Consider the following 12,539-nt stretch of genomic DNA (forward strand, 5'->3'; position numbering starts at 1 on the left):
ATGCATGAGCAGATTTCAGACAACCGGTCTTAGACAGGACGACTTCGCTGATATGGTCGCGGAGGACGTCGAACGCGCGCTTGCCCATTATGACGAGGCCATCAACCAATCCACCGTGGTCTCGGTCGGCAAGATCGCCGGCAGCATAGCATCCGCCGTCACCTTGCTGTCGCCGAAGCACCAGCGCGCCATCGACGCCATCCATGCCGATCTTCCCGGCCTTGCCTCGAAATTCGTGCGCGCGCTGGCGGCGGAAGCCGCGCGCCGCAGCGAAGCCGGCACTGCCGGGACCACAAATCCGTCGACGGCTTTGCTGGCCGATGAGCCGCTTCCGCCGTCGCCGCAGTCCGACGACCTCGAATCGATGCTGATCGAGGACTGGGCCGGCCGCGTCGCCGGCTCGACCTATCTGGAAGAAAATTTGCGCATCGCCCGCTCGACCCTGCATCGCTGGCAAAGGCGCGGCGACGTCATCGCCTTGCGCAAGGGCGGGCGCAAGCACGTTTTCCCCTTGGCGCAATTCGTCGACGGCAGGCCGGTGGCCGGCATCAGCGACGTGCAGTCTCTGATCGGCAATCCGAGGCTGGCCTGGCTGTGGCTGACGCGGCCGGCCGCGCAGCTCGACGGCCGCATTCCGATCGACCTGCTGCGGCAGGACCAGATCGAGAAGGTCGTCGAGGCGGCGCGGGTATTCGCGCCGGACTGAAGCCGGCGCGCACCCTCCGGGCTAGCCTTTCTTCTCCGCAAGCAGGCCAAGATAGTGCTGCAGCACTGCGGCACCGGCGATCGACGTGACGTCGGCATGGTCATAGGCCGGCGCCACCTCGACGACATCTGCGCCGACGATATCGAGCGAGCCCAGACGCCGCAGGATCATCAGCGCCTCGCGTGACGACAGACCACCGGCGACCGGCGTGCCGGTGCCCGGCGCAAAGGCCGGGTCGAGGCAGTCGATGTCGAAGGTCAGATAGGTCCTGGCATCGCCGACACGCGCCTTGATGCGTTCGACAACGCCGGCCACGCCGAGCTCGGCGACATCCTCGCCATGCAGGATTTCGAGGCCGCAGCTGTCCGGCGCATGCGTGCGGATGCCGACCTGGATCGAGCGCTCCGGCAGGATCAGGCCCTCGGCAACCGCCCTGGCGACGAACGAGCCATGGTCGATGCGCTTCTCCTCGTCGAGCCAGGTGTCCTGGTGGGCGTCGAACTGGACCAGCGCCAGCGGCCCATACTTCTTCGCATGCGCCCTGAGCAGCGGCCAGGTGACGTAATGATCGCCGCCGATGGACAGCAGCGTGACGCCGGCATCGACGACCTCACTGGCCTGCGCCTCGATCTGCCAAGGGGTTTCGTCATGCCGGCCGAAATCGAGGCCGCAATCGCCGTAGTCGATGACCGCCAGCTTTTCGAACGGATCGGCGCGGAAAGGATATTGAGGATCGCCTTCCAGAATGGCCGAGGCGCGCCGCACGCCTTGCGGGCCGAAGCGGGCGCCCGGCCGGTTGGACACGGCGGCGTCGAACGGAATGCCCCACACGGCGACATCGACGCCGTCGAGGTTGCGGGTCAGCCGCCGGCGCATGAAGGACAGCACGCCGCCATAGACCGGCTCGTGCGAGCCGCCATAGATGTTCTTGCCGAAAACGGCATCGTCGGTCTGGCGCGAACGTGGCAGGGATTCAAGCATATCGATCACATCTTTTCTGGAGTGGGGGCCAAAGCAGGCCGGGGGTCAGTTGGTTCCGGTGGTGAAGCCGGTCCACAGCCGCGTGACCAGGCGCAGCGATTTCTGGTCCCGCGGCTGGGCGGCGAACAGATGCTTCATCGTCTCTTTGGAGAGATAGATGTCGGGATTGTCGCGAACGGTCTCGTCGATCATCGGCGCCGCCGCCTCGACCGCGTTCGGGTAGAGCGTCGCATTGGTGAAGCGGGCGGCGATTTCCGGCTTCATCAGGAAATCCAGGAACGCTTCGGCGTTTTCGGGGTGCGGCGCATCGACCGGGATGGTGATGACGTCGAAGAAGATTTCCGTGCCTTCCCTGGGGATGAAATAGCCGATATCGGCGCCGCTTTTGGCGTCCACCGCCTTGGTCGCCGCGCCGATCGCGTCGCCGCTCCAGCCAAGCGCCAGGCAGAGATCGCCGGCCGCCATCTCGCTCATGATCGAACCGGATTTGAAATGCCTGATGTAAGGCTTGATCGCGGTCAGCAGATCGGCTGCCTTCCTGATCTCGCTCTCATCGGTCGAGAACGGGTTAAAGCCGAGATAGTTGAGCGCGATCGACATCACGCCCTCAGGGGAATCGACCATGGCGATGCCGCAATCCTGGAATTTTCGCGCCACCTCCGGCTTGAAGATCATGTCGAGGCTGTTGAGCGGGGCGTCCTTCATCCGATCGGCAATCCTAGCCTTGTTGTAGATGATGCCCGTCGTGCCATAGGCATAGGGCACCGCGTAGGCGTTGCCCGGATCCTGCCTGGCCAGGAAGGCCATGATGTCGGGATTGAGACCGCCGGCGTTGGGGAGCTTTGCCTTGTCGAGTTTCTGGATGGCGCCGGCCTTGATGTACTGGCCGACGATCGATGCGCCCGGCATGATCAAATCATAGCCGGAGCCCCCGGTCAGCGCCTTGGTCGTCAGCATCTCGACGGCATCGAACGTGTCGTAGACGACCTTGATGCCGGTCTGTTTCTCGAATTGCGCGATCGTGTCGGCCGGCACGTAATCGTACCAGAAGTAGATGTTGACGGTCTTGTCCTCGCCGGCCCGGGCACTCCCCGTCAGCGCGCAGGCGGACAGGGCGATCATCGATGCGGCAAGGGTGACAAGATGGCGCATGGCGCGGTCTCCCAGGGGTTCGGATCGCGCGAGAATTGCTGGTTCGGCACAGTCCGACAAACGGCATTTCTGTCCGCCATACTTGACAAAAACTCATCTGAAGTTTTGTCTCATGCCCCATGAAGCTGCCTTCGTTGAATGCGATCCGGGCTTTCGAAGCGGCGGCGCGCCTGCACAGCTTCAAGGAGGCCGCCGACGAGTTGCGGCTGACGCCCTCGGCGGTGAGCCGGCATATCCGTTCGCTGGAACAGGCGTTGGGCATCGAGCTGTTCGAGCGCGGCATCCGCCAGGTGACGCTGGTGCCGAAAGCCACCCATTTTGCCCGCCGGCTGTCCACCGCCTTCAGGTCGATCGAGGCGGCCACCGAAGAGATGGGCAGCCATGGCCGCCCCGTTGCCGCCAAGCGCGCTTCGCTGTCGATCAACGCCACCTTCATGAACCTGTGGCTCGCCGACCGCCTGCCGCGTTTTCGCACGGCGAACCCGGATTTCGAACTCGACGTGTCGATCCATGACGATCAGAACCGGGGCGGCAATCCAAGCGCCGATCTGCGCGTGCTGTTCACCGCCGATGCCGGCAATGCGGACTATTTGCAGCTCGTGTCACTGGTGATCTTTCCCGTCTGCGCGCCAGCCCTGCTTGCCGGTCCGAATGCGCTGAGGACACCGGCCGATCTCGCCGGGCAGAGGCTCCTGCACGAGAACACCACCGCCTGGTGGGAGGAATGGTTCGAGACCGAAGGCCTGAAGGTCGACGCGAAATCGGGTCCGATCTTCCATGACCCGGCGCTGGCCGTGCGCGAGGCGGTCAATGGCGGCGGCGTCGCGCTGGTCGACAACGTCATGGCGCAGGACCTGCTGGCCAGCGGCCAGCTGGTGGCACCGTTTCCCGTCAGGCACGCGATTCCCGAAAGCTATTGCCTGCAGCAGAAGCCGGGCCATCGCGGCTCGGCCGGCATCAAGCGGTTCCGCGAGTGGCTATTGGCGGAGATCGGCAGCCACAAGCAGGCGATGGGCCTGGTCTGAGGGCTTTGCAGGCCTCTTACGGCCCTAGGCAGTCTTGCGAAGGTGAGGCCCCGACGATGGCTGTTGCGGCGTCATTTCGCTGGCGGTGACCAACCGATTGCGGCCGCTCTTTTTGCCGATGTACATCAGCCGGTCGGCGAGCGCGATCAGCGCTTCGCAATCGCCGGCTTCCGCCGGATACATGGCGACGCCAACGGTGCAGCCGACCTGGATGGCGCCATTGGGTGTGGGAACCTTGATCCGCAACCTTTCCAGGATGCGTTCGGCGACGCGTACGGCCTTCAGCTGTGCCAGATCGGTGTCGGCCGAGAACAGGAAGGCAAACTCGTCACCGCCAAGCCGGGCGACGAAATCGGCGCTGCGCAGGATCGAGCGAAGCTGGCTCGACACACGCTGCAGCAGCGCATCGCCGGCCTCATGGCCAAGCGTGTCGTTGACTTCCTTGAACCGGTCGAGGTCGATGAACAGCAGTCCGGCTGCCTCGCCGGTGGCGCCGCAGCGGGCGACCACCGATTTGAGCTCGTTGTGGAAGGCACGCCGGTTGGGCAGGTCGGTCAAGGCATCGTGGTTGGCCGAATGGTCGCTCTGTTGCTTCGCCACCTCGATCTCGCGCTTTTGCGCCGACAGTTCCTCATTGGCCGTCTTCAGGTCCAGGAGCAGATGGGCGTTGAGGTCCTCGACCACCTTGCGGTCGCTGATGTCGACGACGAAACCTTCCAGGAATTCGAGTTCGCCGGCTTCGTCCCAGACACCGCCGCCGATCTCGCGGACCCAGAGCGGTTCGCCGACCCGGGGCACGATGCGGTAGTCGACGTTCCAGTTGCAGCGCGCCTCGAGCGCGGCATCGACGGCGGCGTAGACCGAGGGCAAGTCATCCGGGTGGATGGCCGAGACATAGTCGCGCACCGCGTTGTGAATGAAATCGCTCGGCCGATAACCGCTGACGGTGAAAATGCCGTCGCTGATATAGAGCATGGTGTAGGACGCGTCGTTGCGGCAACGGTAGAGATAACCGTCCATGCGGCCGGTGATGCTGAGCAAAGCATCCAATCGCTCGTCGTGGTAGGCTCGCTCGCCGACCACGGATACAGAAACTCCGTCATGCTTCATGGCCGCACCCCCATTTGGCGGTCTGAGCGCGCCGTGGATGCCGTTACGGCATGCGGCAAGAGCTTCCCTATATCAGCTGAATCTTATCAATATGTTATGGGGGCTGACGGCGTTTTGAGCATCGCCGCGTTTCGAAGAGCTAGATCGTTGGCTCGCGCGTCAGTTGCGCGAACTGTTCGTCACATGCCCGCCGTACAGGCCGCGATTGCCGCCATGTTGATGAAATCGAGCTGCCAATTGAATTGGCAGAAGAATCGGCAGAAACTTAGAATAAGAAACCCCAAAATTCACCGCCAATTGAAAGCGCCATGAAGAAATATACTGTCAATTTCGCGCCTCTCAAAATGGTGGGGGAAACTTCGGTACTGGTTGGTCGCCAGCCCTATGAGCGCGATAAATTAGATGCTCTTCGCAACGAGTTTCGTGAAACGCATGTTTTCCGGCGTGATGGAACAGACGATATCATTCTCGACGTTCCGGTTGTTGCGGGCCAAAAACCCATTGGCAACATTCAGGAAGAAATTGACCTCGAAAAAAATCAAAAGCTTTGGCCGCCGTTACTATCAGCAGCGCTTGTTAGAGCCTTTAGCGGGGTCAGGGACATTCTCTCTGACAGGCCGGTAAGCGTTATCGGCGCTGCATCGCGAGGCTTCGTCCTGCACGCCGATCTGCCGCAATGGATGCAAAGGCGCACACAGCTGCGCTTCGACACACGGACAATTTATTCGAGCGACAAGCGAACGCTGGGCCTTGTATGCGAGGCGCGCATCAAGAACCTTATTCAAGGAACTTGCGCCGAACTCATGGCCCTCGGCATCTCGCCTCTTGGGAGATATGTACAAATAGAAGAGCCTAACTATGACCCTCGACTAATGAATAGGCGACGACTGGTTGGTAAGGTGACCGCGATCAGCGGTGAAAATCTCGTACTCGATGATCACATCGAAGGATACTCGACAGTCCCAGCCGCTTTAGCTTTCCTTGAAGCTCGAGGTGAAATATTTGACCAATGCGTCAATCGTATACTTGGTATCAATGCATCATCAGTACTGACGAAAGCTGACGCTGCTGCAGATTTGTTTCATTCAGGACCCGGACGAAAGGAGCAAATCGAAGAGGCGCTGAAATATCTGCGCGAAAAAGTTCCGATCGAACCGATCCCCGGGGCGAGATTTGTGATTGGCCCAATGTTCTCTTCAGGCGACAGCGGTTTTCCTGTCACTGAGACGATTCCGAAACCGATCTTGGTTTTTGACCCGAGCGGGACGCGCAAGGACGATTGGAACGAACGCGGCATTAAAAAAACGGACCATACGATCAACGAACATTCAGCCCAAAGCAGTTGAGGATCGCGGTAATCTGCCAGGCCAGACACGAAGGCCAGGTCGACCGGTTCATTGCGAAGTTTCTGGACGGCATGCCCGACGTTTTGACCGGACAAAACCGTACCGCTCGCTACGGCGACGGATTCTCGCGTCGGTTTGCGCTCGAAAAACCTAGCGTAACGTTCTTCACCGCCACGAGCGCGAAGGCTGACGACTACTTAACGGCGAGCCGAGCAGCGCTAACACTTGCGACCGATGAGGGATTCAAATGGAATTTGGCTCTCATTCAAATCGAGGAGGAGTTCAAGACCTTCGATGACGATTCGAATCCCTATTACGCCACAAAATCCGTATTCCTGAAGCGCGACGTTCCTGTTCAGAGTGTACGCCTCGAAACAATGGATCAAGCGGACAGCCAACTGGTTTTCTCGATGAATCACATGAGCCTTGCCACCTATGCCAAACTAGGCGGCACTCCTTGGCTCTTGGCCTCGCAACAGACCGTGGCACACGAACTGGTGATTGGTTTGGGGTCGCATTCGGTCGCTAACAGCCGCGTTGGCTCATTACAAAGATTTGTCGGCATTACGACGGTCTTCTCAAGTGATGGAAGCTACCTCCTTAGCGACCGCACAGCCGTGGTCCCGTACGAGGAATATGCTGGCGCCCTGTACGAAACGCTAAAACGGTCGATCACGACTGTTCGCAAGCAGGACAATTGGCGGAGTACCGACAAAGTTCGACTTGTATTTCATATGTTCAAGCCTCCCAAGGACACTGAGGCAGAAGCTATTAAACGAACGGTGGACGACTTAGAGTTAGAGAATGTCACTTTTGCATTCGTGCATATAGCGCCGAGCCATCCATACCTTATCTTTGACAACACCCAGAAAGGCATTGGGTACCGAGACCCAAAGAAGGGCGTTCTCGGTCCTGCGCGTGGTCTTCATCTCAAGCTGGGTGACTACGAATCCTTGATCGTATTTTCTGGTGCGTCTGAGCTTAAGCAAGTGGGCGATGGGATGCCACGGCCTTGCCTCCTGAAACTCCACCGGCTGTCGACCTTTACCGATATGACCTATCTTGCTCGTCAAGCTTTTGAATTTTCGGGGCATTCGTGGCGCATGCTATCTCCCGAATCGTTCCCAATCACCATTCGCTACTCAGATCTCATTGCGGAGCGCCTCGCTGGCTTAAGCGCCGTGGCAGGCTGGGATGCCGAAGCTGTAAGGTTCGGGCAAATTGGTCGAACATTGTGGTTTCTGTAGACGATGATTAGCTTGACGGACATACGCGCTACGCTGCTAAGGCAGGTTGGAATCAGTAACAACCTACCTTGTCATGTCGGCGCATTCGGAGCTTGGATCCGGTCTGATGAGCTCTCGCTCAGAAAGTACATCGAGGAAGTATCTAGCCTAACCGGACAGATGCGTCATCCGGAACATGTAGCAGCGCTTGGCTATGGCGCTGCGAGCGCATTGCTTACTCCGCAAGAAACCCAATTGATGCACGACGAAATCGCTCACTTAAGCGGCCGCTCCTTCTTTGTTCCAGGTCGGCCATTGCGATTTGAAGTAGACGGAATTGCGCTTCTTGGAGTCTCGCTCGGCGTTGCGACCGGTGTCGAGGATCACCAATGGCTAGAGGATCTGCTGAAACGGTCCACAAATGAAGTTTCTAGCGACCCTTGGCAACTCGGGCTGGTTAGAGCAGCACGCCTTAGCATTGGCGAGGCCGAGATGAGGATCGTACCCGCTGACCTTGCGGTAGCCTTTGTAGCTAAGGGCATTGGCAAGCTCCATAGCGATGACCTTGAGAACGGCTGGAATATGACGGCGAAGTTTGAACCGCATGGCTCCGGCCCCGCACGAGACGCGGCTCGACTCGCCTTGTTTGAATATACTCTTACGAGATCTAGTCATATTGCGGTTGCAACAATGACGAGAGGAGACCTGATCGTCCTGCTGGAACGAATTTCGCGCTCCATGCGCCTTTGGACATTTGAGTTAGCAAAACGTACTCCAAATTCGGCAATAGCAAAATGGGATATTGAGAACGAGTATCATGTTCAGAACTTGCTTTGGGCGATACTGGCACCAGTTCTGTCCGATCTTGAGGACGAAGAGAATCTACCGTCAATAGGGCATAAGAACCCACGAGCAGACTTGGGTATTCCATCCCTACGGACTATCATCGAAGTCAAGTTTATGCGAAAAGCGGGGCAACGGGCCTGCGCTGAGATCATCGAAGAAATGCTGAGATCATCGAAGAAATAGGGGCCGATGCGAGTCTCTATCTGAGCAAGCCGACCACATACGACAATATCGTTGTTTTCATCTGGGACGACTGTGCTCAGACCGAGCAGCATGATGAGTTGAGAGCGGGGCTTGAGGCCATCAGAGGGGTATCGGCAGCCATCATCTTGCCGCGCCCGTTAAAGATGCAACGTAAGTGACGTTCCTCAAGTCCCCGCCGTATAAGCCGCAATCGCCGCCATGTTCACAATATCGCTGTCCTTGGCATTCAGCGAAACGATCTGCACTGGCTTGTTCAGCCCCACCAGCAGCGGGCCGATCACCGTCGAGCCGCCGAGTTCCTGCAGCATCTTGGTCGAGATCGAGGCTGAGTGGAACGCCGGCATGATCAGTACATTGGCCGGGCCGGTCAGCCTGATGAACGGATATTGCGACATGGCCCGCGCGTTGAGCGCAACGTCGGCGGCCATTTCGCCGTCATACTCGAAATCGACGCGGCGCTTGTCGAGGATGCGCACGGCTTCCTGGACACGCTCGGAGCGCTCGCCCTGCGGATGGCCGAAGGTGGAATAGGCGAGCATGGCGAGCCTCGGCTCATAACCCATGCGGCGGGCGAAGCCTGCCGCTTCCTCGGCGATGTCGGCGATCTGCTCGGCGTTGGGCATATCGTGCACGGCGGTGTCGGCGACGAGCACGGTCTTGCCCCGCGCCAGCACGATCGACACGCCGATGACGCGGTGGCCGGGCTTGGCGTCGATGACGCGGCGGATGTCGTCGAGCGCGGTCGAGTAGTTGCGGGTCACACCGGTGACGATGCCATCGGCATCGCCTAGCGCCACCATGCAGGCGGCGAAGTGGTTGCGGTCGTTGTTGATCAGGCGCTGGCAGTCACGGAACAGGAAGCCTTTGCGCTGCATGCGTTCGTAGAGATAGTCGGTGTAGATGCCGTTGCGGCGCGACAGCCGGGCATTGATGATCTCGATGCCTTGCTTGTTCAGGTCGATGCCGGCGTGCTTGGCGTTTTCCTTGATGACATCGTCGCGGCCGAGCAGGATGGCGGTGCCGAGCTTCTGGTTCACATAGGAGACGGCGGCGCGCATCACCTGCTCCTCTTCGCCCTCGGCGAAGACGATGCGCTTGGGCTGGCGCCGCACGCGGTCGTAGATGCGCTGCAGGGTCGAGGCGATCGGGTCGCGGCGGGCCGACAGTTCCTGCGCGTAGCGGTCGAGATCGAGGATCGGCTTGCGGGCGACGCCCGACTCCATCGCCGCCTTGGCCACGGCAAGAGGAATTGCCGAGATCAGGCGCGGGTCGAACGGCACCGGGATGATGTAGTTGGGGCCGAATTTCGGCCGGTTGCCCTGATAGGCGGCGGCGACATCGTCGGGCACGTCCTTGCGCGCCAGTTCGGCGAGCGCACGTGCCGCGGCGATTTTCATGTCGTCATTGATGGTGGTTGCCCTGACATCCAGCGCGCCGCGGAAGATGTAGGGGAAGCCGAGCACGTTGTTGACCTGGTTCGGATAGTCCGAACGGCCGGTCGCCATGATGGCATCGGTGCGGATTTCGGCCACTTCCTCCGGCGTGATCTCGGGATCCGGATTGGCCATGGCGAAGATGATCGGGTTCTTGGCCATCGACTGCACCATGGCGGTGGTCAGTGCGCCCTTGGCCGAGAGGCCGAGGAAGACATCGGCGCCGTCGAGCGCCTCGGCGAGGCTGCGCGCTTCGGTCTTGACCGCATGCGCAGACTTCCACTGGTTCATGCCTTCGGTGCGGCCCTGGAAGACCACGCCCTTGGTGTCGCACAAGGTGATGTTTTCCGGCGCGAAACCCATCGCCTTCATCAGCTCGATGCAGGCGATGCCGGCGGCACCGGCGCCATTGCAGACCATTTTCGTGGTCTTCATGTCGCGGCCGGTGATTTCCAGCGCGTTGATCAGGCCGGCGGCCGAGATGATGGCGGTGCCGTGCTGATCGTCGTGGAAGACCGGGATGTCCATCAATTCGCGAAGCCGCTGCTCGATGATGAAGCACTCCGGCGCCTTGATGTCTTCCAGGTTGATGCCACCGAAGGACGGGCCAAGGAAGCGCACGCAGTTGATGAACTCGTCGGCGTCTTCGGTGTCGACCTCGAGGTCGATGGAATCGACATCGGCGAAGCGCTTGAACAGCACCGCCTTGCCTTCCATCACTGGCTTGGAGGCCAGCGCGCCGAGATTGCCGAGGCCAAGGATGGCGGTGCCGTTGGAGATGACGGCGACCATGTTGCCGCGTGTCGTGTAGTCGAAGGCGCGGCTGGGTCCTCGGCGATGGCCAGAACAGGAACCGCGACGCCAGGCGAATAGGCGAGGCTCAGATCGCGTTGGGTGGCCATCGGCTTGGTGGCGACGACCTCCAGCTTGCCGGGGCGACCCATGGCGTGGAATTCGAGCGCTTCCTGCGCGCTGACGGACGGACCGCTGTTCTCGGTTTTCCTGGCCATGATATCTTGATTTCCTCACCGGTGCGGCACCCTTGAGCTGGGCACCATGTCTTTTGAGCTTCCGGCTTAAGGCTACAGGTAATTGCTGTAAACCGCCAAGCCCAGCAAAGCAGATTCAAAGCGGATGAAGCTGGTCAGAAGCCGCCACCGGTTACACCGACAGCCTTTAGTTCACGCGCATGCTGGCGTGCCGTCATCCATCGCCGCAACGACCCGGTCCCGGGAAAAGGCCATTGCGAAAGCGGAGGCTCCTTGCTTCCCATACGCTCGCGCAGTCCCGACAGGAACGCCATCAGTTCCAGCCGCTGCGGCCGCACCTTCGCCAGCGTGCGACCGCGGATTTCCTCGCGCGGAATGGCACGGTCGCGCAGGGTTTCGACAGCGCGCCGGATCGCTGCCGGCTCGGGCTCGACGATGATGCAATAGTCAGGATCGAAATAGACGTCGCGGCCGCCGATGCTTGGCGTGCTGACCACTGGCAATCCGGCCAGCAGATATTCCATGCTTGCACACATCGCCCCCTCCGCCGCCGACAGGCAAAGCCCGACAGCGGACTGGTTGTAGACCAGATTGACTTGCTCCGGTGTCAGCCGGCCAGTCAGACCATTGACGATCGGGTTGGCGATGCGATGCAGCGGCGACTGCGCCTGCAGGCGCCTCAAAAAGGCGCGGTCGCCAGCCGGCGGCAACTCGCCTATCGAGATGGCGATGTGGATCAGCCTTTCGATGTCAAAGGCGAGATAATGGCGCTTGGTGTTCGAGATGCGGCCGTTATAGACGGCGTCGAATTCGACGGGGACATCCGGCAACGGCCGAAAGATGTCCTCCGAAACCATCAGATTATGGTTGGAGAAGATAGCGGTGCCACCGACCGCGGTGACCAGTCGACACTCCTCCTCGGTGTTGCAGAGAAAGATCAGCTCGTGCAGCGGGAAACGCTGACGGTACCAGGCAAGATCCTCGCCCAATCTCGCGATGACGTGCGGCCGTTCGAGCGTCCAGCACGGCATCAACAGGAATGCGGCGCGGCGCGCGGCCAAGTGACGGCCGATCGTGGCTATCGAATCGAGCGGCCGTTGGCCGCCGATCGGCATGTAGACCAGCAGCGGATCATAGCTAAGCACATAGACCGCGACTTTCATGCCTCCGTCGAGGCCGGACAGCGGGCCGCGCGTGGGAAGCAGGAACGGCAAGCGCTTGTGTAGCGATTGGTTGAGACGGCCGAGCCTATGGCCGGCACGCCGCCTGAGGCGGTCGAACGGCGAGCCGGCCGCCCCAACCATCTCCTCGTATGATTCCTGACCAAGCCTGTCCATCGACCGCATCCCATCGAACCTGTTGGATGATTATGCCGGCCGCCGTTCCACTTGCAATGCCGACCCGCTATGTCCGCCAATGACGGCAATGGCGCGGTCTTCCCCTGCTTTTCGAAGCCTCCGGCATTAAACCCGGCCACCACATCTGCTAGCGTGCCCGGCCATGAACATGCACAGCCCGAAC

Annotated in this window: 10 protein-coding genes and 1 pseudogene; 6 read left to right on the forward strand and 5 right to left on the reverse strand. The window is 60.4% G+C overall.

Features of this window, described 5'->3' with window-relative positions:
* The first annotated feature begins 4 nt into the window (after nucleotides 1-4).
* Complete coding sequence (locus AC0V7N_RS01215; RefSeq protein ID WP_475453973.1) at nucleotides 5-706, forward strand: antitoxin Xre/MbcA/ParS-like domain-containing protein; 702 nt, start codon at nucleotides 5-7, stop codon at nucleotides 704-706.
* Nucleotides 707-727: 21 nt separating this feature from the next.
* Here the strand turns inward: AC0V7N_RS01215 and speB are convergent, their stop codons facing one another.
* Together speB and AC0V7N_RS01225 are read right to left on the reverse strand one after the other, a co-directional pair.
* Nucleotides 728-1,687 carry an agmatinase gene (gene speB / locus AC0V7N_RS01220; RefSeq protein ID WP_475453975.1) on the reverse strand — a complete coding sequence of 320 codons (960 nt, stop codon included), beginning with the start codon at nucleotides 1,685-1,687 and terminating at the stop codon, nucleotides 728-730.
* A 45-nt stretch (nucleotides 1,688-1,732) separates the two neighbouring features.
* Nucleotides 1,733-2,839 (reverse strand): polyamine ABC transporter substrate-binding protein, encoded by a 1,107-nt coding sequence (locus AC0V7N_RS01225; RefSeq protein WP_475453977.1) that lies wholly within the window; start codon nucleotides 2,837-2,839, stop codon nucleotides 1,733-1,735.
* 134 nt (nucleotides 2,840-2,973) lie between these two features.
* On the opposite strand from AC0V7N_RS01225, the gene AC0V7N_RS01230 reads away from it, so the two are divergent.
* Nucleotides 2,974-3,864, forward strand: a complete 891-nt coding sequence (locus AC0V7N_RS01230; RefSeq protein ID WP_475453979.1) for a LysR substrate-binding domain-containing protein — start codon at nucleotides 2,974-2,976, stop codon at nucleotides 3,862-3,864.
* A gap of 24 nt (nucleotides 3,865-3,888) precedes the next feature.
* Here the strand turns inward: AC0V7N_RS01230 and AC0V7N_RS01235 are convergent, their stop codons facing one another.
* The gene (locus tag AC0V7N_RS01235; RefSeq protein ID WP_496627659.1) at nucleotides 3,889-4,974 is read right to left on the reverse strand and encodes a diguanylate cyclase domain-containing protein; all 1,086 of its coding nucleotides are present in this window, start codon (nucleotides 4,972-4,974) and stop codon (nucleotides 3,889-3,891) included.
* Between the two features lie 308 nt (nucleotides 4,975-5,282).
* Between AC0V7N_RS01235 and AC0V7N_RS01240 the strand changes: the two genes are divergently transcribed.
* The 4 genes from AC0V7N_RS01240 (at nucleotide 5,283) to AC0V7N_RS01255 (ending at nucleotide 8,754) form a co-directional block, all read left to right on the forward strand.
* Nucleotides 5,283-6,320, forward strand: a complete 1,038-nt coding sequence (locus AC0V7N_RS01240; protein WP_496627660.1) for a hypothetical protein — start codon at nucleotides 5,283-5,285, stop codon at nucleotides 6,318-6,320.
* Nucleotides 6,321-6,391: 71 nt separating this feature from the next.
* Nucleotides 6,392-7,567 carry a Piwi domain-containing protein gene (locus AC0V7N_RS01245; RefSeq protein WP_496627661.1) on the forward strand — a complete coding sequence of 392 codons (1,176 nt, stop codon included), beginning with the start codon at nucleotides 6,392-6,394 and terminating at the stop codon, nucleotides 7,565-7,567.
* Nucleotides 7,568-7,579: 12 nt separating this feature from the next.
* On the forward strand, nucleotides 7,580-8,575 hold the full coding sequence (locus AC0V7N_RS01250) for a PD-(D/E)XK nuclease domain-containing protein (protein WP_475453987.1): 996 nt from the start codon (nucleotides 7,580-7,582) through the stop codon (nucleotides 8,573-8,575).
* Nucleotides 8,576-8,595: 20 nt separating this feature from the next.
* Complete coding sequence (locus AC0V7N_RS01255; RefSeq protein ID WP_475460155.1) at nucleotides 8,596-8,754, forward strand: PD-(D/E)XK nuclease domain-containing protein; 159 nt, start codon at nucleotides 8,596-8,598, stop codon at nucleotides 8,752-8,754.
* A 6-nt stretch (nucleotides 8,755-8,760) separates the two neighbouring features.
* On the opposite strand, the pseudogene AC0V7N_RS01260 reads toward AC0V7N_RS01255, so the two are convergent.
* Both AC0V7N_RS01260 and AC0V7N_RS01265 read right to left on the reverse strand, forming a co-directional pair.
* Nucleotides 8,761-11,039, reverse strand: a pseudogene (locus tag AC0V7N_RS01260) (NADP-dependent malic enzyme).
* Nucleotides 11,040-11,173: 134 nt separating this feature from the next.
* Nucleotides 11,174-12,355: a glycosyltransferase gene (locus AC0V7N_RS01265; RefSeq protein ID WP_475453991.1), complete on the reverse strand. Its 1,182-nt coding sequence runs from the start codon at nucleotides 12,353-12,355 to the stop codon at nucleotides 11,174-11,176.
* Nucleotides 12,356-12,539 lie beyond the last annotated feature (184 nt).

This window comes from Mesorhizobium kamtschaticum, from assembly GCF_056174585.1.

Bases quoted from the DNA above. Each gene is read 5' to 3' on its own strand.
- AC0V7N_RS01225 (WP_475453977.1), bottom strand. From the start codon at position 2,839: ATGCGCCATCTTGTCACCCTTGCCGCATCGATGATCGCCCTGTCCGCC.
- AC0V7N_RS01245 (WP_496627661.1), top strand. From the start codon at position 6,392: ATGCCCGACGTTTTGACCGGACAAAACCGTACCGCTCGCTACGGCGAC.
- speB (WP_475453975.1), bottom strand. From the start codon at position 1,687: ATGCTTGAATCCCTGCCACGTTCGCGCCAGACCGACGATGCCGTTTTC.
- AC0V7N_RS01265 (WP_475453991.1), bottom strand. From the start codon at position 12,355: ATGGACAGGCTTGGTCAGGAATCATACGAGGAGATGGTTGGGGCGGCC.
- AC0V7N_RS01235 (WP_496627659.1), bottom strand. From the start codon at position 4,974: ATGAAGCATGACGGAGTTTCTGTATCCGTGGTCGGCGAGCGAGCCTAC.
- AC0V7N_RS01240 (WP_496627660.1), top strand. From the start codon at position 5,283: ATGAAGAAATATACTGTCAATTTCGCGCCTCTCAAAATGGTGGGGGAA.
- AC0V7N_RS01215 (WP_475453973.1), top strand. From the start codon at position 5: ATGAGCAGATTTCAGACAACCGGTCTTAGACAGGACGACTTCGCTGAT.